This is a genomic window from Luteibacter pinisoli (assembly GCF_006385595.1).
GTDB lineage: Bacteria > Pseudomonadota > Gammaproteobacteria > Xanthomonadales > Rhodanobacteraceae > Luteibacter > Luteibacter pinisoli.
The window spans coordinates 1,163,896-1,184,260 of record NZ_CP041046.1; the positions used below are offsets into that span (position 1 = coordinate 1,163,896).

General features: G+C 65.5%; 16 protein-coding genes. 11 read left to right on the plus strand and 5 right to left on the minus strand.

Features of this window, described 5'->3' with window-relative positions; translation table 11 throughout:
- Nucleotides 1-62 precede the first annotated feature (62 nt).
- From FIV34_RS05315 to FIV34_RS05335, 5 genes are all read left to right on the plus strand, one after another.
- The gene (locus FIV34_RS05315; protein ID WP_139980382.1) at nt 63-419 is read left to right on the plus strand and encodes a hypothetical protein; all 357 of its coding nucleotides are present in this window, start codon (nt 63-65) and stop codon (nt 417-419) included.
- On the plus strand, nt 419-1,102 hold the full coding sequence (locus tag FIV34_RS05320; RefSeq protein WP_139980384.1) for a C39 family peptidase: 684 nt from the start codon (nt 419-421) through the stop codon (nt 1,100-1,102). The genes FIV34_RS05315 and FIV34_RS05320 overlap by 1 nt, the downstream gene beginning before the upstream one ends.
- The gene (locus FIV34_RS05325) at nt 1,099-1,662 is read left to right on the plus strand and encodes a hypothetical protein (protein ID WP_139980386.1); all 564 of its coding nucleotides are present in this window, start codon (nt 1,099-1,101) and stop codon (nt 1,660-1,662) included. Before FIV34_RS05320 ends, FIV34_RS05325 begins: the two co-directional genes overlap by 4 nt.
- 3 nt (nt 1,663-1,665) lie before the next feature.
- Complete coding sequence (locus FIV34_RS05330; RefSeq protein WP_170207516.1) at nt 1,666-3,072, plus strand: acetate kinase; 1,407 nt, start codon at nt 1,666-1,668, stop codon at nt 3,070-3,072.
- Between the two features lie 229 nt (nt 3,073-3,301).
- Nucleotides 3,302-4,156, plus strand: a complete 855-nt coding sequence (locus FIV34_RS05335) for an outer membrane protein (protein ID WP_246058753.1) — start codon at nt 3,302-3,304, stop codon at nt 4,154-4,156.
- Nucleotides 4,157-4,244: 88 nt separating this feature from the next.
- Here FIV34_RS05335 and FIV34_RS05340 read toward each other — a convergent pair whose 3' ends face one another.
- Entirely contained in the window at nt 4,245-4,928 is a 684-nt protein-coding gene (locus tag FIV34_RS05340) for a TerC family protein (RefSeq protein ID WP_139980390.1), read from the minus strand.
- Between the two features lie 290 nt (nt 4,929-5,218).
- On the opposite strand from FIV34_RS05340, the gene FIV34_RS05345 reads away from it, so the two are divergent.
- Both FIV34_RS05345 and FIV34_RS05350 read left to right on the plus strand, forming a co-directional pair.
- Complete coding sequence (locus FIV34_RS05345; RefSeq protein WP_139980392.1) at nt 5,219-6,670, plus strand: bifunctional 2-methylcitrate dehydratase/aconitate hydratase; 1,452 nt, start codon at nt 5,219-5,221, stop codon at nt 6,668-6,670.
- Between the two features lie 198 nt (nt 6,671-6,868).
- Nucleotides 6,869-7,966, plus strand: a complete 1,098-nt coding sequence (locus tag FIV34_RS05350; protein ID WP_139980394.1) for an OmpA family protein — start codon at nt 6,869-6,871, stop codon at nt 7,964-7,966.
- A gap of 74 nt (nt 7,967-8,040) precedes the next feature.
- On the opposite strand, the gene FIV34_RS05355 is transcribed toward FIV34_RS05350, so the two are convergent.
- Nucleotides 8,041-10,479 carry a TonB-dependent receptor plug domain-containing protein gene (locus FIV34_RS05355; protein ID WP_139980396.1) on the minus strand — a complete coding sequence of 813 codons (2,439 nt, stop codon included), beginning with the start codon at nt 10,477-10,479 and terminating at the stop codon, nt 8,041-8,043.
- A 296-nt stretch (nt 10,480-10,775) separates the two neighbouring features.
- Between FIV34_RS05355 and FIV34_RS05360 the strand changes: the two genes are divergently transcribed.
- The 4 genes from FIV34_RS05360 to FIV34_RS05375 all read left to right on the plus strand — a co-directional run bounded on the left by FIV34_RS05360 (nt 10,776) and on the right by FIV34_RS05375 (nt 14,144).
- Nucleotides 10,776-11,234 (plus strand): DUF3574 domain-containing protein, encoded by a 459-nt coding sequence (locus tag FIV34_RS05360; protein WP_139980398.1) that lies wholly within the window; start codon nt 10,776-10,778, stop codon nt 11,232-11,234.
- Entirely contained in the window at nt 11,234-12,832 is a 1,599-nt protein-coding gene (locus FIV34_RS05365) for a hypothetical protein (RefSeq protein WP_139980400.1), read from the plus strand. The genes FIV34_RS05360 and FIV34_RS05365 overlap by 1 nt, the downstream gene beginning before the upstream one ends.
- Nucleotides 12,833-12,930: 98 nt before the next feature.
- Nucleotides 12,931-13,464, plus strand: coding sequence for a lactoylglutathione lyase (gene gloA, locus FIV34_RS05370; RefSeq protein WP_139980402.1), 534 nt, complete (start codon nt 12,931-12,933; stop codon nt 13,462-13,464).
- 26 nt (nt 13,465-13,490) lie between these two features.
- Nucleotides 13,491-14,144, plus strand: coding sequence for a rhomboid family intramembrane serine protease (locus FIV34_RS05375; protein ID WP_139980404.1), 654 nt, complete (start codon nt 13,491-13,493; stop codon nt 14,142-14,144).
- A gap of 6 nt (nt 14,145-14,150) precedes the next feature.
- On the opposite strand, the gene rapA is transcribed toward FIV34_RS05375, so the two are convergent.
- The 3 genes from rapA to FIV34_RS05390 form a co-directional block, all read right to left on the minus strand.
- Entirely contained in the window at nt 14,151-16,982 is a 2,832-nt protein-coding gene (gene rapA / locus FIV34_RS05380; RefSeq protein WP_139980406.1) for an RNA polymerase-associated protein RapA, read from the minus strand.
- A gap of 110 nt (nt 16,983-17,092) precedes the next feature.
- Nucleotides 17,093-17,773 carry a Fe2+-dependent dioxygenase gene (locus tag FIV34_RS05385; protein ID WP_139980408.1) on the minus strand — a complete coding sequence of 227 codons (681 nt, stop codon included), beginning with the start codon at nt 17,771-17,773 and terminating at the stop codon, nt 17,093-17,095.
- 21 nt (nt 17,774-17,794) lie between these two features.
- A complete protein-coding gene (locus FIV34_RS05390; RefSeq protein ID WP_139980410.1) occupies nt 17,795-20,095 on the minus strand; it encodes a catecholate siderophore receptor Fiu in 2,301 nt (766 codons plus the stop codon).
- Nucleotides 20,096-20,365 lie beyond the last annotated feature (270 nt).

Consider the following 20,365-nt stretch of genomic DNA (forward strand, 5'->3'; position numbering starts at 1 on the left):
CGCCTTCGCGGCGCCCCGTGATATTCGAAGGGGATCCCCAGCCTCAGGAGAACACCATGCGGATGTTCCGACCCCACAACGCTTGCGTGGCGCTGGTTGCGCTGGCCACGGCGTTTGCGGCCAATGCGGCGCTCGCGACACCACCGGGCAACGAGCCGCCACCTACGTTCGGTGCAGCCACGCCGACCGAGACGCTCCAGGATATGACGGGCGGTACCGATACCCACGAAAACAACACGGTGAACCAGGAAACCAACGGCACCGTGGGCAATAACTCCAACTTCAGCATCGGCAACGGTGCCAACAACATTGATGGCGGATCGTTCGGGAACGCGGCGGGTATCAATAGCGTTATCCAGAATTCCGGCAACAACGTCCTGATCCAGAACAGCACCAGCGTCATCGTAAGGATGAACTGATGAAGGCAGCCTGCGCCCTCGCCGTGATGCTGGCCCTGGCGGTATCGCCTGCCCTGGCCAACAAGGTGGAGGTGCAGACCAGCCCTGGCACGTCATACCCGATGAAGATGACGAGCCTGAAGGAAGCTCGCTTTCGCAACACGATTCGACAGAAATACGACTTCAGCTGCGGCTCCGCGGCGGTCGCCACCCTTTTGACCTACCAGTATGCGTACACCATCGATGAGCAGTCCGCGTTCGATGTGATGTACGCCAATGGGGACCGCCGGAAGATAAACCGCGAAGGATTCTCGCTGCTCGACATCAAGCGTTTTCTCGCCTCGCGGGGCTTCCAGGCCGACGGGTTCGATGTCCCGTTGGAGAAGCTTGATGAGGAGGGCATACCTGCCATCGTCCTGATCGATGAGCGCGGGTACCACCATTTCGTGGTGGTCAAGGGTTACAAGAACGATCGCGTACTCATAGGCGACCCCGCCCGAGGCACACGATCCATGTCAAAGCGACGCTTCGACGACATGTGGAAGAGCCACATCGTCTTCGTTATCCACAATGAACGCGACCGCGCCATTTTCAATAGTCCGCGCGACTGGGCTGTCGCGCCCGCGGCACCGATTTCCGAAGGCATTGAACGCAACGGCCTCGGACCCATCGTGATGCCTAAGCGTGGACCGGGGGATATATGAGTGCCCGACGATTCCTGATCGCGATAGCGATCCCCGTATGCGCGTGCGGCACCGTGCACGCTACAGACTTTCCCGTAAACCATGCCGTGCCGGATGCGCAGCTGGATACGATTCGCGGCGGCTTCGATGTCAGCGGCCTGCGCGTGTCGCTGGGCCTCGAACGAACAGTACTGATCAACGGCATCGAGGCGATCCGCCAGTCGGTGAATATCCCGGATGTTTCGCAGATGACGGCGGACCAGGCAACTGCCCTGAAGAGTGTCCTAGGTACCACGGTCGTCACCAACGGCGTGGGCGGCGTGACCACGGCGCAGATGGTGCCGGCGAGCAGCAACGCCTCAACGAACGCCGCCCAAGCCAGCCAGTCGATCACGCTGCCATCCAGCTTAGGCCTGCCTTCGGGCTCAGCCGCGGGGCTGGTGGTGCAGAACTCGCTGGACAACCAGGCCATTACGGCCACCACCACGATCGATGCATCCGTCAACACGGCGCACATGTTGCAAAACATAAGGGTCGATGAAGCCATCAAGGATGCGGTGATCCAGTTCCGGGGGAACTAACGCATGTATCGCAACGGCAGGGTGATGCAGGCAAAGAAATGCGTGGGCGCGTTGTCGCTCGCGGTGTTACCCATGTGGATCGGCGCGTGCCTGGCGCAGGAATCCGCAACCGTCGATCCCGCACTTCGCGAGAAGATTGAGTCGCAGGGGCGAAAGATCGACGCGATGCGTTCACGCATGGCGGAGCAGCTCGCCGAACTGGAGCAGATGAAGCGCGAGCTCGCTTCACAGGAACTCCAGTACAACGACCTGCGCAAAGCCGTTGGCATGACGGCATTGGAAGAAGCGCGCGCCACGGGTTCGCCCGGCGCCGGTTCTGGTACCGCCCAGGCCGTGGCCGCACCACAGGACCAGGTGCCAGCAGGTACGCCCGCACCTGGCGCCCCGGTGGCGCCGGTCTCGCAGCCAGTGGCGGCGACCCAACCCGTCGGCAAGCGACCCGAGCAGGACGAGCGTCCGCCGGAAGTGGCGCCCATCTTTGATCAGCCCGGCGTGCTGACACCACGCGGCAAGCTCATCATCGAGCCGTCGTACCAGTACGGGTATTCGTCGAGTGACCGCGTGGCCCTCGTCGGTTACACGGTGATCCCGGCCATCCTCATCGGCCTGGTCGATGTGCGCCAGGTGAAGCAGACCACGCAGACGGGCGCACTGGCCTTCCGCTACGGCCTCACCAATCGCATGGAACTGGAAGTGCGCGTCCCGTACGTGGATTCGCATACCGACACGATCAGCCGCGAGATCTTTACCGGCACGGCGCAGGACAACCTGTTCACCACGAGCGGCAAGGGTCTCGGCGACGTCGAAGCGACGCTGCGTTACCAGATCAACGACGGCGGCGCCGACAAGCCGTACTACATCGGCTGGTTCCGCGCGAAGTCACGCACCGGTGAGGATCCGTTCGAAGTCACCAGTGATTGCGTCACGCGTTGCGTCGAGAACTACACCGGCACCGGCCTGCCGCTGAAGAATCCCACCGGTTCGGGTTTCTACTCCGCGCAGCTCGGCATGACCTGGCTGTATCCGTCCGATCCGGTCGTCTTCTTTGGCAACTTCAGCTACCTGCACAACTTCGAACGCAAGAACGTCAGTCGTAACGTACTGGGTTCGGGCAAGCAGTTCCTGGGTGACATCAAGGCCGGCGACATCGCCGACATCAGCGTCGGCATGGGCTTGTCGCTCAATGAGAAGGCCTCCATCAGTATCGGTTACGACCAGGCGTTCGTTGGCCGCACGCAGCAAAACTCCCATCCGTTGTCTGGTTCCGCGCGTGCCACGCTCGGTTCGCTCCTTATCGGTGGTTCGTATCGCTACAACGACAAAGAGACGCTCAACATCACACTGGGCGTAGGTGTGACGCGCGACACACCGGATACCACCGTCACTGTGCGAGTGCCCATCACCTTGTAGGCAGAACATCGCCGACAGGGTCGACCCCACCAGGGGAGCATGCAGAAAGGCCAGGATCCTCGCATCCTGGCCTTTTTGTCTGGTGCGGCCGATCCTGTCGGCGATGCTCTTTCATGAACCGTATGGGAACGCGCGGGGGTTCCCGTGCACGCGATGCATACATAACGAATCGTTAAGCTTTCAAACGGGGGTTTCACTTTCGACAAAAATTGGCAGGGAGTTTTTCTTCATGGGTATCCAGCATCACCGTTTCCGAAAGGCCACCGCAGGCCTTGCTCTCGCATCCCTCGCTATCTTCGGCGCCGCCGCGCACGCGCAGGACAGCACGAAGAAGTCACAGTCCCCCGCACTCGACAACGTCAGCGTCTGGGTCGGCGGCTACTACACCAACAATGACACCACGCTGGGCGGCCAGACCCGCATCCTGAACAGCAATGGCGATGTCAATCTTGAGAAAGATCTCGACTTCAAGAAGCACAAGACCGTGCCGCGCGTGCGCCTGGACTTCCTCATCGGCGAGCACCAGGGCTTTGCGTTTGACTGGTATGAAGTGGATCGCTCGCATTCGAAGACGTTCAACGAATCGGTGAACGTGCTCGGCCAGCCGATCACGGCGTCGGCGTTCGCCAAGGGCGACCTGAAGTTCAGCTTCGGCAGCGCCGCGTACAAGTGGTGGTTCGGCACAGGCAACGACGTGTTCGGCGTGGGCCTGGGTGCGGCGTACTACAAGGTGCGCGGAAGCATCGATGCATCGGTGACGGCGCTGGGCCAGACCCAGTCGCAGAGCTCGTCCACCGATCTCGACGCCTGGGCACCCAACCTGCAGCTCGGCTGGCGCCATGCGTTCAACGACCAGTGGCGCATGTACGTGAACGCTTCGGGCGTGAAGAAGAATGGCGGCCAGCTCAACGGCCACATCTACGACACGGCCATTGGCCTGGAATGGTTCCCGTGGCAGAACGTGGGTTTTGGCGCCGAATACGCCTACACCCGGATCAAGCTGCACCAGGACAAAAGCCAGTACGATCTGGACCTGGACATGAAGCTCAACGGACCGGCCGCGTACGTGCGGTTCCGGTTCTAACCAGCCGGTTGGCGCCGGGCTTCGGCCGGGCGCCCTTGCCGGGGGGAATCCAAGGCCGCCTTCGGGCGGCCTTTTGTACGCGTGGCGCTCAGGGCGCGTTGACGCGCTTCCCGCCGCCGCGCTGGGCCAGCCAGCCCAGGACGAGCACGCCGGCCACCAGCACCACGTCCAGCGTCCACGGCGCCCACGGGCGCGCCTCGAACCAGCCGGCGATGAGGTTGTCATGGGCGATCATCCGCGCCGCCGTCCAGGCGATGGCGGCCGCACCGATGTAGATCACCGCCGGGAAGCGCTCGATCAGCTTCAGGATCAGGGTGGAGCCCCAGACCACCAGCGGCACGCTGATCGCCAGGCCGAGCACCACCAGCCCCATGTGCCCCTTGGCCGCCCCGGCGATCGCCAGGACGTTGTCCAGGCCCATCAGGGCATCGGCCACCACGATGGTCCGGATCGCCGCCCAGAAGCCCCTGGCGGGCGCGATATCCGGGTCGTGATCCTCGTGCTTGAGCAATTTCCACGCGATGGGGATCAGCAGCAGGCCGCCGGCGAGCATCAGTCCGGGCAGCTTGAGCAGCCAGATGACGGCGAAGGTCAGCAGGATGCGGATGGCCACGGCGCCGAACGTGCCCCAGAACACGGCCTTCTTTTGCAGGTCGCGGGGCAGGTTGCGCGCCGCCAGGGCAATGACGATGGCGTTGTCACCGGCCAGCACCAGGTCCAGCAGGATGATGGCGGCGAGGCCGGAGAAGAATTCGGGGGTGAGGAAATCCATGAAGTGGCCTTATGCGCGTGGGTCGGACCATTGCAGCGGCGACGGGTACGCGCGCCCGTCGTCACCGCAAAAGTCTCGTTCCTGGCGCGAAGCCACCGCGGCGACCGGGACGCTGTGGCGTCCGTATTGACGATCGGCGCGCACAGGGCAGGGTGCCCCGTGGAACTACTCCCTTTTGGGCTGTAGTGGGGCCATTGTCCGGGTTCAGCTGCGGCGCGGCAAGACTTCCATGGGGGGTGCACGGCTAAAATAGGCGGCTTTCCCCCTTCCCACCCTCACGAGCGAAGCCCATGAGCGCACACGACATCCGTTCCGCCACCCGTCCCGACCCGGACCAGCCGATGGTGGACATCGCCAACTACGTGGCCGACTACACGATCGACTCGAAGGAAGCCTACGACACGGCGCGCTACATGCTGCTGGATTCGCTGGCCTGCTCGGCGCTGGCCATGAAGTTCCCGGACTGCGTGAAGCACCTCGGCCCGATCGTGCCGGGCGCCTCCATGGAAGGCGGCGTGCGCGTGCCGTTTACCTCGCACGTGCTGGACCCGGTGCAGGCCGCGTTCGCCATCGGCACCCAGGTCCGCTACCTCGACTTCAACGATACCTGGCTGGCGGCCGAGTGGGGCCACCCGTCCGACAACCTCGGCGCCATCCTCTCGGTGGCCGATTACCTGTCGCGCAAGGCGGAGAAGGAAGGCGGCAAGGCCCTCACCGTCCGCGACGTGCTCGGCTACGCCATCAAGGCCCACGAGATCCAGGGCTGCTACGCCCTCAAGAACAGCTACAACCGCGTCGGCCAGGACCACGTGATCCTGGTGCGCCTCGCCTCCACGGCGGTCACCACGGCGATGCTGGGTGGCAACAAGGACCAGATCACCACCGCGGTCTCGCACAGCTGGATCGACAACGGCGCGCTGCGCACCTATCGCCACGCCCCGAACACCGGCCCGCGCAAGAGCTGGGCCGCCGGCGACGCCTGCCGCCGCGCCGTCACCCACGCCATCAACGCCGTCTACCGCAACGTGGTCGGGTACCCGTCGGCCCTGTCGGCCAAGACCTGGGGCTATTACGACGTGGCCTTCAAGGGCAACGCCTTTGAGTTCGAGCGTCCGTTCGGCAGCTACGTCATGGAAAACGTGCTGTTCAAGATCAGCTTCCCGGCCGAATTCCACGCCCAGACGGCCGTGGAGTGCGCCATGAAGCTGCACGCCGAGGTGGGTCCCCGGGTGGACGAGATCGAGAAGATCGTCATCGAAACCCAGGAAGCCGGCGTCCGCATCATCGACAAGACCGGCCCCCTGTCGAACTACGCCGATCGCGACCATTGCATCCAGTACATGGTCGCCGTACCCCTGATTTTTGGCCGTCTCACGGCCGATGATTACAACGACGATGTGGCCGCTGATCCGCGTATCGACGCGCTTCGCGAGAAAATGACCGTGGTCGAAAATCCGCAGTTCACCAAGGATTATTTCGACCCCGAAAAGCGTTATATCGGTAATTCGGTGCAGGTTTTCTTCAAGGACGGCACGAGCACGCAAAAAATCTCGATCGATTACCCGATCGGGCACCGTAACCGCCGGGCCGAGGGCATTCCGGTTCTCCTCAAAAAGTTTGAGGCAGCCCTCCGCGCCGAGTGGCCTGCGGAGCGGGTTGAGAAGGTTCTGAGCGTCACTTCCTCCCCCGAAAAGCTCGACGCGATGCCCATTCACGAGTTCATGACGCTCTTCACGGCTTGATAATGGCCGTGACTCAAGTATGAACGGCTGGCGGCAGCATGCGCTCAAATGTTGTTTTTTTGCTAAACTGCCGCCGCCCGTTGAAGGGGTAACAAAGCGAGGGACGGCTAAGTCCCCGGATTCGACAAAAGAGTTTTGACGCGCGATTTCCGTCTGGGGTGGAGCGCGGACGCGAATACCAATAATGAGGAGACACCGATGAAACGTAAGGGCTTGTTTTTGCTGATCGGCTTGGCCCTGGGCGGCGTGGGTGCCGTTCACGCGCAGGAATCCGCTGACACCGCGGGTAATGGCTATGACGGCCGCTGGTACATCGCCCCGACGGTTGGCGGTTACTACAACGACACCGACCGCAACACCAACAGCCGCCAGGTCTACTACGGCCTCGGCGTCGGCAAGTTCATCTCCAGCAACGCGTCGATCGACATCTTTGCTGATCGCACCAAGCGCGATAACGATGGCGTTGGCCACTGGTCGAACAACAGCTACGGCGTTGCCGCCCGCTTCTACGCTGGTGCGTGGGACAGCTGGCGTCCGTACCTGCTCGCTGGCGTGATGGGCTCGTACCACCACAATCCGGCCGACAACGGCTGGGCTCCGGCGGCTGAACTCGGCGTCGGCGTGTCGAAGACCATCACCGACAGCTCCGACTTCCGCGTGGAAGCCGGCTACCGCTACGATTGGGACGACAAGACCAACGACGGCGAGAACGGCTACGGCGACTGGTTCCTCGGCTTCTCGATCGTGTCGCGCTTCGGCGAGCCGCCGTCGGCTCCGGCTCCGGCCGCTGCCCCGGCCCCGGTTGCTCCGGATTGCTCCACCCTCGACAGCGATGGCGACGGCGTGAACGATTGCGACGACAAGTGCCCGGCCACCCCGGCTGGCACCATCGTCGGCCCGGATGGTTGCCCGCAGAAGGTCGTCATCGACCTGCGCGGCGTCAACTTCAAGTTCGATCGTCCGAAGAAGGGCGAGACGAACATTGGCCCGACCCTGCAGGAGCCGACCAGCGAATCGCTGGGCGTCCTCGACCAGGCTGTCGACACCCTGCAGCGTTACCCGCAGGTCAAGGTCACGGTCGCTGGTTACACGGATAGCGTTGGTAAGGATGCTTACAACCAGTCCCTGTCGGAGCGTCGCGCCAAGATCGTGTTCGATTACCTGACCTCGCACGGCATCGGTGCCGACCGCCTGGAAGGCCCGATCGGCCACGGTGAGAACAACCCGATCGACACGAACGACACGGCCGAAGGCCGTTCGCGCAACCGTCGTACGGAACTGCAGGTTCAGCAGTAATCCGTTCCTGATCGGTGTTACAAAAAAGGAGCCCGGCGAAAGCCGGGCTCCTTTTTTTGGGGCGCTTTACGCCGCTACCACGCGTAGCGGAGCCGGCCGTACCAGTACGCGCCGTTGGTGCCGATCGGCGAGATCACGTCGTACGGGAAGTTGCCCGCATAGGCGATGTCAGGGATGGAGCGGTTCGGGTACTGGTCGGTGATGTTCTGGCCACCCAGCGCGATCGACAGCCGTTCCGTCGCATGCCACTCGGCCTCCGCATCGATCTGCCAGCGTGCGCCGTACGTCTGCCTCGGCACGAAGCCGTCGCCAAAGTCGAAGACACGCGTCGTGGCGCCCTGGCGGGTGGCCCGACCTAGCAGCGACCAGCGTGGATGATCCCAGCGTGCCGTGAACGAGCCGCGCTGCCGTGGCGCGGCGTCGGTGAGCGTGTTGCGTTCCTCCAGCCCGAACAGCACGGCGTCCGCCCCCAGCGCGGCCAGCGCCTCCGGGGTGTCGCGCACCTTGCGGATCGAGGTGCGGTCGTAGCTGTACGTGGCCGTCAGCACCAGGTTGCCGCCGTAGGCCGGCTGGCGGTAGTTCGTCACCAGTTCGGCGCCGCGGGTGCGTGTGTCCACCGCATTGGTGAAGAACGCGATGCTCTGCACACCGGGTACGCCGAAGCGGGCGGCGATCAGGTCTTCCAGGCCGTCCGGGGCGATGGTTTCCGACAGGGTCACGCGGTGGTCCACGTCGGTGCGGAAGATATCCAGCGAGGCATCGAAGTGGTCACCGGCACGAGCGGTGAGGCCCAGGCTGATGTTTCGCGACTTTTCCGCCTTCAAGTCGGTGGCGCCGAGGCCGCGGGCGATCGGGTTGTTCACCGACAGCACCCGGCCCTGGACCAGTTCGCCATCGGCGCCATAGCCCGTGGACGTGGACTCGAAGCCGATCTGGCTGAGCGATGGCGCGCGGAGATTATTGGACACGGCGCCGCGCAGGGCGATGGCATCGTTGAACGCGTAGCGACCGCTGAGTTTGCCCGTCCAGGCGCCTCCGAAATCGTTGTAGTGCTCATAGCGGGCGGCCGCGTCGGCAAAGAATCGCTCCGTCACGTCGCCGGAAAAATCGATGTAGGTGGCGGCCACGTTCCGGTGCAGGTTGGCGGTGTCCTGCGGCGTAAGGCCCCCGCCGGCCTGGGCCCCCGTGGGCGCGCCGACGATGGGGCCGACGGCATACGACGCCGGGTCGCCGGCGAAGGTTTCGAAGCCTTCGTGACGGAACTCGGCGCCCGTAGCCAGGGTGAACAGCTGGCTGCCCAGGCCGACGGTGCGCGTGAGGTCGAGGTTGGCCGTGCCCTGCGAGTTTTCGTACTTGCCCACGTCGAAGTGCGTGAGGCTGGCCTCACCCAGCGACACATTCAGTGAGTCGCGCAGGTCGTAATCGAACGTATTGCGTCCCCACGTGAGGCTGCCGTCGATGTCCCATTCGCCCACGCGGCCGCGCGCGCCGGCGGTGAGGTTGATATCGGTGTTATAGCCGAGCGATTCGGGCCGGTAGCCTTCCGGATAAATCGACGGCACGTTGGCATCGCTGTCGGGGTAGCGGAAGTAGTTGTCACCCACGGTCCGACGCTTCGTGTAGGTACCGAACGCGTAGCCGCGTACGGTATCGCCGAGACCGAGTTCGCTGTTGAACCAGCCGCTGTAGTTCTCGTTGCGAGGATCGCCTGCGGCGTAGTTGCGCTTGCCCTGCAGCGCGAGGTTAGCGGGCGAGGCGTTCTCCCATGAGGGGATCTGGTCCGGGCCGGCCCGGTTGGTGGGCTCGCGGTTGTTGCCTTCGATACCGGCCCGGAAGAAGCCATCGGTTCCCAGCTTTGTACCTGCCTTGGCACTCACGTAGCCACTCTGGCCGTCGGTGATCGTCCGGTCACCCGGGCGGAAGTGGGTGTGGTAAGCGCCATAGGTGGCATCCACTTCGCCGCCTTCCGGCGCGTCGTCGAGGATGATGTTGACGACGCCCGCAATCGCATCCGAGCCGTACTGCGCGCCGGCGCCATCGCGCAGTATCTCGATGCGCTTGATCGCGCTGATCGGGATCGCATTGAAGTCCACCGGGGTGGTGCCGCGGCCGATCTTCGTATCGGTATTCACCAGCGCCGAGGTGTGGAAGCGCTTGCCGTTCACCAGTACCAGCACCTGGTCCGGGCTCATGCCGCGCAGCTGGGCTGCGCGGACATGGTCGGAGCCGCCCGAGTTGGATTGCCTCGGGAAGTTGAACGAGGGCAGCAGCGTCGCCAGGGCCTGGCCCAGCTCGCCGTTGACGGCACCCGCGGCGCGCAGGTCCTCAGGCGTGAGGACGTCGATCGGCACCGGTGAATCCAGCACCGTGCGGTCACGGGCGTGCGTGCCGGTGACGATCACCTGGTCGAGCGTGGTGGTCGCGGGCTTGTCGGCCTGCTGGGCCTGGGCGAGCGGGGCGGTGGTCGCGGCGAGCACGGCCGCGATGGCGAAGGGAAGGCGGGAACGACGCATGCGAAATCCTGGAAAAAGGCGCGCGCGGGGGTGCCCGCCAGCCTGGCGGGTGCGCGGGAAGCGAGAACGAGGGGCGGGTTCTAGCGGTGAGCCACGCGGCCGCGGCAACATCGCCCGCAAGCCGCGAAGCGGCCAGGCATGGCATGCTGCAAGGGAGGGGTGCGTGTCATCGGTGCCCTGGCTCCGCAGGAAGCTACGGAGAATGCGACATTTGTTGCATCGCAGTGTAGGCTGTGTCAATAGCACGGACGTCTGGCCGTATGGACGTCCATAACCACATCCTTTCCGGACGCCCCATGAAAACGATCGCAGGGTTCGCCTTCGTCGCCTCGCTGTTCCTCGCCGGCTGCGTGACCACGCCCACTGCGCACGGGCCTGCCACGACCACGGCCACGCTGGCGGGTGATGCCGCCCACCCCGGCACGACGGCGGGATGGGTACGCACCGAGCTGTACTTCGGGCTGGGTGTCGAAGGCACGAACACCGGCGTGGACGAAGCCGGCTGGCGCGCGTTCCTGGATCGCGAAGTGAGCTCGCGTTTTCCCGACGGCCTTTCCGTGGTGGACGTCTACGGCCAATGGCAGGGCAAGGGCCAGTCCCGGCCTGAGCGTCTTCGCTCGAAGCTGCTCCTGTTGCTTTACCCCGATACGCCGGCGCACCGCGCGGATGTCGAAGCGATCCGCGTGGCATGGAAGGCCAAAACGGGCGACCAGTCCGTCCTGCGCGTGACCCAGCCCGCGGACGTGTCGTTCTGATGGCCGCGCCCGTGGTGACAGGGCGCCGTCGCGCTTTCGGCGGCGGGGACCTCAACGGTGTCCTTGGCCTCGTCGTCGATAACCTGTCGATCCTGGCGTTCCTCGCCACGGCCCTGATCGGCATCTTTGGCATGCCGGCCGATATCGTCTACCGGCGGATGTTCCCCGGCACGGCGCTGGGCGTGTTGCTGGGCAACCTGGCCTACACCTGGATGGCCAGGCGGCTGGCCGCGAAGACGGGCAGGGCGGACGTCACCGCCATGCCGCTGGGCCTCGATGCCCCCACCAGCATCGCCATGGCGCTGCTGGTGCTCGGGCCCGCCTTCGCGGGCTATCGTGCCGGGGGCATGGACCCGCAAGCCGCAGGCGAGGCCACGTGGCGCCTCGGCATGGCATCCCTGGTGGTCATGGGCGTGCTGAAATTCGTTCTGTCGTTCTTCGGCGCGTGGGTGCAGCGCTCCGTACCGCGCGCCGGCCTGCTGGGATCCATCGCCGGCATCGCCCTGGTGCTGATGGGCTTCCTGCCCCTGGTCGAGATCATGCGCGTGCCGGTCGTGGGCTTTGCCGGGCTGGGGATCGTCCTCTACGCCCTCGTCGCGAAGCGCCGGTTGCCGTTCGGTACACCGGGCGTGCTTGGCGCGGGCATCGTTGCCGTCGCTCTCTACTACGGCCTGGGGCCGCTCGGCCTGCTGGGCACGGGTTACCACACCCCCGCGGCCTGGGAATGGCGCCTGGGCTTTCCCATGCCCTCGATGGGCTTCATCGAAGGCCTGCCCGCCACCGTGCCGTACCTGGCCCTGATCCTGCCCTTCGGCCTGCTGATGGTCGTCGGTGGCATCAACGTGACCGAAAGCGCTCGCGCGGCCGGAGACGATTACCCGACCCGCGACATCCTCCTCGTCGAAGCGCTGGCCACCCTCGTCGCGGGCATTTGCGGCGGCGTGGCGCAGACCACGCCGTACATCGGCCAGCCGGCTTACAAGGCGATGGGCGCACGCACCGGCTACACGCTGGTGACCGGCCTGGTCATTGGGCTGGGTGGCGTCTTCGGTTACCTCTCCAATCTCGTCGAACTGCTCCCGGTGGCCGTGCTGGCGCCGATCCTGGTCTTCGTCGCCATCGGTATCACGGTGCAGGCCTTCGAGGCCGTGCCGCTGCGTTACGCCGCGGCCGTGGTCTTCAGTTTCTTCCCGGCCATCGCGCGCATGCTGGCGATCAAGCTGGGCGATCCGTCCATCGTTGATCCGGCTCGTTTCGCCGCCCTATACGCCGATGGCTCGCATGGCCTCTCCGAGATGGCGGTCATCGTGATCCTCGGCAACGGCTTCATCATCACCTCGATGGTGTGGGCCAGCTTCGTGGTGGCGATGATCGATGGGTACGTGCGCAAGGCGGCGGCTATCGTCGCGCTGGGCGCGGTGCTCACGGCGTTCGGGGTGATTCACTCCGTGCAGCCGATCGGCGCGGTGTATCTGCCGTGGTTGCTTGAGCCGGCGATGCGCGCGCTGGTCTGGCAGTTTGTCGGTGCCTACGGCGCGCTGGCGGCGGTGCTTTTGCTGCTGTCGTTCCGGCAGGGCGGCGCCCGTGCTTCTGTGTAGGCGATTTGCTCGTTGGGTGTAGGGTGGCCGTTGGCGCGGTTGCAATGGCGTGGGGGGTGCAGTCACCCTTAGCCTTTGTCCCCCAAGAGACCCTCCCCATGTCCCTTTCCGATCTCACCTCGTTGCCGGGCGTCACCGCGACGCCGGATATCCCCACCCGGCGCTACGTGTTCAACCACACGATGATCCGCGTGCGCGACCTCACGGCCTCGCTGGATTTCTATACGCGCGTGCTGGGCTTCACCCCGGTGTACCAGCACATCTTCGAGGAGGCGGCGTTCACCATCGTCTACCTCGTGCTCGTCGGTGACCGCTCGGTCATCCCCGACGACGACGAGGCGCGCAAGCGCTGGGTACTGGGCCAGCCGGGTGTGCTTGAGCTCACGCACAACCACGGCACCGAGACGCTGGAAAAAACCCCGTACCACAACGGCAATACCGAGCCGCGCGGCTTCGGCCACCTGTGCGTCAGCGTGCCGGACGTGGGCGCGGCGTGCGCGCGCTTCGAGAGCCTGGGTGTTACCTTCCAGAAGCGCCTCAGCGAAGGTTGCATGAGCCACATCGCCTTCATCCGCGACCCGGATGACTACTGGATCGAAATCCTGCAGCCTACGCCGCTGCCGGCCGGCTGATCCGGTTCGCCACCCACGGAGCTTCCATGTCACCGCGCCTGCCACCGGTTACCCGCAACCTGCTGATCGCCAACGTCGTGCTCTTCGCCCTGCAGCTGCTGCTGGACGACGACAACACGATGGCGATCACGCGCTGGCTGGGGCTGTGGCCCTTCGGCCACGACATCGCGGTGGACATGGGCGACGGCACCATCGCCGGGCTCGGTTTCCGGCCCTGGCAGCTGGTGACGTACGCGTTCCTGCATGGCAGCGTCATGCACATCGTGCTGAACATGTACGCGCTGTACATGTTCGGCGGGTTGCTTGAACGGGTGATGGGTGCGCGCCGCTTCACCATTTACTACTTCGTCTGCCTGGTGGCGGCGGCCGTGGCGCAGCTGGCGGTGCTGTATTTCTTCCAGCCGGACAAGATGTACCCGACGGTCGGTGCCTCGGGTGCCATCTTCGGCTTGCTGGCGGCGTTCGCCATGCTGTTCCCGCGGGAGAAGCTGATGCTTATCCCGATCCCCGTCGGCATCCCGGCGTGGCTGTTCGTCACGCTGTACGGTGCCGCGGAGCTGTTCTTCGGCGTGACCGGCACGTTGTCCGGTATTGCCCACTTCGCCCACCTGGGCGGCCTGGTGGCCGGCCTGGCGTTGCTCTGGGCGTGGCGGGTCAGGCCGCCACGCCAGAGCTTCTGATCGGGCTCAACGCAGCGCGAGGAAGTCCGGGCTCACCACGAAGCGCACGGCATCGAGCCGCAGGCGAGCATCGGGCAGGGCAGCGAGCAGGTCGCTACGCTCCGCCGCCACCGCCTGGATCTCCGCCTCGGTGATCGACGGATTCACGCCGCGCAGCGCGAGCAGGCGGCTGAATTCGCCATCGAGCTCGGCCGTGGCGGCTTCCACGGCTTCAATCTTGAGCACTTCCGCGCGGCCTTCGGCCAGGTCCTTCGCATGCTCGAGCATGGGCGGCACCAGCTTGGACAGGAACTTGCGGTAGCGGGCCACGTCGATGTTGCGATCCGCGGCGCGGCGCATGGCGACGTCGCTGGGACGGAAGTTCGGCCGTTCGGTGAGCTTGGTATCCACCGAGATCATCAGCGGCGTCGTCGGCAGGAAACGCCCGGCGTCGAGGCTGCGATTGGCCACCACTTCCAGCACGAACACGGACTGCAGCAACGCCGTGCGCACCGGCAGGTTGTCGTCCACCAGGAACGCGGCGTTGCCGGTTTCACCGGAGACCAGCAGGTCCACGGCGGCCAGCACCATCGGGTGATCCATGCGCAGCAGCGGCAGCTCTTCGCGAGCCAGCGCGGTGTCACGCGAGAAGGTGATCGACAGCGGGCCGTCCGCGAAGCCCGGGAGGCCGTCGGTGGACAGGTACTGCGGATCGAGCATGATAATGTCTTTCGCCAGCTCTTCGGCGTGGACGCCGTACATCTCGAACAGGCGCTGGATGAAGGCATCGCGCGACGGGTCGTTGTCGTCGCGCGCGAAGCTGCCGGCCAGGTCGTCCGCATGGGGATCCCGGCTGGCGGCGAGTTCGAGCAGATGGTCACGGCCGGCGTGGATGAGCGCCGAGAGTTCCTCGTGCGCCCCACGGGTTTCGGCGATCAGCGCGTCCAGTTCCTGGTCGCGGTCGTCGTCTTCGCGCGCGTGTTCATCGGCCAGCGTGGCGAGCAGGCTGCCGAAGCGACGGAGCAGCTCGCGGCCGTCGGCGGGGCTGCTGCGGAACGCGTCCAGGCCTTCGTCGTACCAGCGCGCGAGGATGTGCTGCGCGCTCTGCGCCACGACGGGTACGTGGATGGCGATCTCGTGCTTCTGGCCAATGCGGTCGAGGCGGCCGATACGCTGTTCGAGCAGATCCGGGTCGAGCGGGAGATCCCACATGACCAGGCGATGGGCGAACTGGAAGTTGCGGCCTTCGGAGCCGATTTCCGAGCAGATCAGCAGGCGGGCGCCATCGCGCTGGGCGAAGAATGCCGCGTTGCGGTCGCGCTGCACGATGCCGAGGCCTTCGTGGAACCGCGCCACGCCCACGCCACTCTTCGTGCGCAGGGCGTCCTCGATGGCCATCACCTTGCCCTGGCTGCGGCACAGCAGGAGGAACTTGTCCTCGGGGTGTGCCTCAAGCAGGCCGATCAGCGCGGTGATGCGCGGGTCGTCGGAATAGTCGAACTCGAGCGGCGCCGGCGGCTGCTGGATATCCGAGCGGAACTCGGCCAGCAGGGATTCGCGACGGCCCGGGCCCAGGGTGTCCGGGTCAATGGTGATGAAGTCGGGCACGCGGCTCGGGAAGCCGCCGATACCGGCGCGGCGGTTGCGGAACATGGCGCGGCCGGTGCCATGGCGGTCGATCAGCGCGGCCAGCAGCGCGGCGCTGCTGTTCGGGCGGTCGAGCAGGGCGGCCATTTCACGGTCGCCCTTGAAGCGTTCGCTGATCAGCGCGCGCTGCGCGGCGTCCAGGGGCGTGCCCTCGGCCAGCGTGGTCGCCAGCTCCGACAACGGCGCGAAGTTGGCCGACTCGGCGAGATAGCTGTCCAGGTCGCTGTAGCGCTGCGGATCGAGCAGGCGCAGGCGGGCGAAGTGGCCTGCACGGCCCAGCTGCTCCGGCGTCGCGGTTAGCAGGATCACGCCGGGCGTGGCGACGGCGAGCTCTTCGACGAGGGTGTAGCGGGGGCTCGCGCCTTCCGGGGTCCACTCCAGATGGTGCGCTTCGTCGACGACGATCAGGTCCCAACCGGCCTCGACCAACTGGCGCGCACGCTTGGGCGCGCTTTCCAGGAAGGCGAAGTCGGCGATGACCAGCTGCTCGTCCTCGAACGGATTGCGGCCGTCGCTGGCCTGTTCGATGGCCTCGCAGCGCTCTTCGTCGAAGATGGAGAACGAAAGGTTGAAGCGGCGCAGCAGCTCCACGAACCACTGGTACACCAGGGTTTCCGGCAGCAGGAGCAGTACGCGGCTGGCGCGGCCGGCGGCGAGCTGGCGCGACAGGATCATGCCGGCCTCGATCGTCTTGCCCAGGCCGACTTCGTCGGCGAGCAGGACGCGGGGCGGACGGCGTGCGGCAGCGATGCCGGCGACGCGAAGCTGGTGCGGTACCAGGCCGATGCGGGCCGATTCCAGGCCCCACGAGGCCGCGCGGCGGGCTTCAGCGCGGCGGCGCAGGCCTTCCGCACGGAGGTCAAACTTGTCGTTGGTGTCGGTGCGGCCGCCGATCAGGCGGTCATCCGCCTGGGACATGGCCTGCTCGTCGTCCAGCTGGCCCTCTTCGAGCTCACGGCCTTCGCCGCGATAGACCAGCAGGCCTTCACGCTCGTCGACACGCTCGACGAGAAAGGCGAGGCCCTTGCCGGCCACGCGCTGGCCGGCGCGGAATTCCGCACGGACAAGCGGGGCGCTATCCACGGCGTAAGGACGTAATACGCCTGCCTTGGCAAACAGGACCTGCACACCGCGCCCTTCGACGCGAAGAATGGTGCCGAGGCCGAGTTCGGGTTCGGCAGTGGAGATCCAGCGTTGACCAGGTTGGAACATGCTATTCAAGGGCACACGACAGCAAAGGGGGCGGACGATTATCCCGCCCCGGGGCCCCCGTGCCTACCTTTAAATGGTTTCATGCAAAAACGGCGCCGATTCGCGGCTTTTCAGGTTTCCGCCCAGCGCCGCAGCAGATTGTGGTACACGCCGGTCAATTGCAGGATCGCGGCCTGGTCGGCGCCATCGCTGGTGAACTTGCGAATCGCCGTGTCCATTTCGAGCAGCATGCGCCGCGCGCTGTCATCACGGACGAGGCTCTGCACCCAGAAAAACGACGCGATACGGGCGCCACGCGTCACCGCCGTCACCCGATGCAGGCTGGAGGACGGGTAGACGATGGCATCGCCTGCCGGGAGCTTCACCTCGTGTTCGCCGTAGAGGTCGCTGACGATCAGCTCGCCGCCGTCGTACTCGTCCGGATCACTCAGGAACAGCGTGCAGGAGATATCGCTGCGGATGTGCGTTTCGCCGTCACCGGCGGACATCACCGCGCCGTCGATGTGGAAGCCGTACTCGCCGCCGCCTTCGTAGCGGTTGAAGCGCGGCGGCAGGGTGCGCAGCGGGAGCACCGCGGCATGGTAAAGCGGGTGGCGGCCCAGGGCCGCCACCACCTGGTCACCGAGCGCCTGGCGCAACGGTGACGCCTGCGGAAGCTGGAGATTCCGCTTGACCCTGGCGCCTTGCGGACCGACGGTTTCCCTGCCATCGGTCCACTCAGCACCGTCCATCTGCTTTCGCATCCCTGCGACCTCGCCTGAGGTGAGCACGTCGGGAATGTGCAGGAGCATGATGGATGACCCTCGGGGCGATCAGAAGCGGACGTTGGCGCTCAGCATCGCCGAGCGCGTGATGCCCGGAGTGTAGCGATATCCGCTCTTGTTGATCGCCGCCACGTATTTCTTGTCGGCAAGGTTGTAGACGTTGAGCTGCAGGTCGAAGTGGCGGTTGACCGGGTAGCTGGCCATGGCGTCGAACACCCAGTAGCCCTGCGTATGGTCCGGGGTGCCAATGGCGCCATCGGTGCCGCGCTTCATCTCGCCGTTGTAACGCGCGCCACCGCCGATCGTGAGGTCGAAGGGCAGGTGGTACGTCATCCAGGAGGTGAAGGCCTTCTTCGGGTTGTAGGCCAGGTCGGAGCTGCCGTCCTGCGAGACGTTGGTACCCGTCTCGACGGTGGCGTTCATCGTCGTGAAGCCCGCGCTGATCGCCCAGTCGTCGGTGAGCTTGCCGACGGCGTTGATCTCCACGCCCTGCACGCGCTTCTTGCCGATCTGGTAGTAGAGCAGGTCGGTCGGATCCTGCACGAGCTCGTTGGTCACCGTCGTGCGATACAGCGCGCCGGTCAGCAGCAGCTTTTCACCGAGCAGGTCCCACTTCGTGCCCACTTCCACCGTCTTCGCCTTCTGCGGGTCGAAGCTCGGGTTGTCGGCGCTGTTGGTCGCCGTGGAGAACGTGAGCGTGTTGCCGCCCGGCGGCTCCTGCGACTGGGCGAAGTTGGCGTAGATGCTGCCGTTGGCGGCGGGCTTGTACAGGATGCCGAGCTTGTAGTTCTTGAGGTTGTCGCTCTTGGTCGCGTCCACGCCCGGCACGACGCTGCCGGCCGGCAGCGTGCCGCACACCGGGCCGTTACGCGCGCCGCAGACGACCAGGCTGTTGAAGTCGGTCTTGTAATGGTCGAAGCGGACGCCGGCATTGATCTGCCAGGCCTCGCCGATCTTCACGGTGTCGAAGATGTAGGCCGCGGCGGTGTTCGTCTTGCCGTCGCTGCGCGTGCCGTTTTCACCGTACAGCAGGCCACCGACGTCGGAGTAGGGCTTGTACAGGTTCGCGGCGGGCCACGTGCTGCCGGCCAGCGCGGCCATGCCGATGGCGCGTGCCTTTTCCTGCGTGAGCTCGATGCCCGCGCTGATGTCCTGCTTCACATCGCCCGAATCGATCGACACCGTGACATTGGTCTGGTTGGTGGCGATACGGTTGGACTGGTGCTTGAACGTCGGCAGGTTGCGGGTGATGGTCCACGTCGACGGATCGGTGGGGTTAGGCGTCAGCAGGTTCGCCGTGGCACCCATGAACGAGGTGAGCAGGTAGTCCTGCTGCGTACGGCCCAGGCGGGTGGTGTTGTGCAGCGCGACCTGGTCGTTGAAATCGTGCTCGACGAGGACCGTGAAGAGATCCTGCGTGTTGTTGTCGTGGTCCTGGCGCGTGCCGTAGAAGTTGTCGGAATCGACCTTCGGCGCGTTGGCGAGGAAGGCGCGGCTGTCGGGCGCCATGTAGCCCGGCAGGCCGATGGTGGGGACGCCGCCGTCGGGCGTGTTGCGCTGCTTCACGTGCAGGTAGTCGAGATAGACGCGCGTGGGCGTACCCAGGCCGAAGGCGAGCGAGGGCGCGACGCCCCAGCGGTTCTGTTCCACCTGGTCGCGGCCGGCGACGCCGCTGTTCTGCTTCATCACGTTGAGGCGGAACGCGCCGGTATCGCCCATCTGGCGGTTGAGGTCGGCGGTGGCGCGCTCGCGGCCGGCGCTGCCGCCCTGGACGCTGCCGCTGACGCCGTTGCCGAGCACGGGCTGCTTGGTGACGAGGTTGATCGCACCGGTGGGTGCGGTGCGGCCGTACTCGGTGCCGTCCGGACCCTTGGTGACTTCGACCTGCTCGATGTTGAACACATCGCGCGAGACGGTGCCAAGATCGCGGACGCCGTCGACGAAAATGCTGCCCGAGGTATCGAAACCGCGCATGTAGATGGCGTCGCCGGTGCTGCTGGCGCCGTTTTCACCGACATAGAAGGTGCCCACGCCCGGGCTGTTGCGCAGCGCCTCGGTGAGGGTGGTGGCACCCTGTTGCTGGATCAGCTCCTTGCCGATGACCTGGATGCTCTGCGTGGTGTCGAGCAGGCTCTGGGTGAACTTGGGCGAGGAGACCTTGTCGACGCGGTAATCGGAAGAGCGGTCGGCCTCGACCTGCATGCCGGGAAGCGCCTGTGCGTCGTTCACCTTGGCCTGCTGCGGCGGCACGTCGGTGGCGGCGGCGCTGTGGGCGAGGCTGAGGAGGACGGCGGCGCCGACGGTGCGCGCGGCGGGGGCGGCGTGCTTGCGGCTTTTGATGTGGGCCATGGGCTTTCCTTGGAGGGCTTGGAAGGGCTTGGGCTGTCGCAGACACAAGCTCACCCGCGCGGGCGGGTGGCCCACGGTGGGAACGGCTCGGTTGTGTCCCTAGTTATGGCAGGGTGCGACACCTACTGAACGCCTATCGTAAAGAGAATGAGAACGAGTTGCAATTACTCCGTTGGGTGTGGCGGAGTCGGCGGCGGGCAGGCCCCTGGGGCCGCCAGACGCGGACCTTCGGACCGGGCCGTAGGCACCTTCATCGCGACAATCGACACG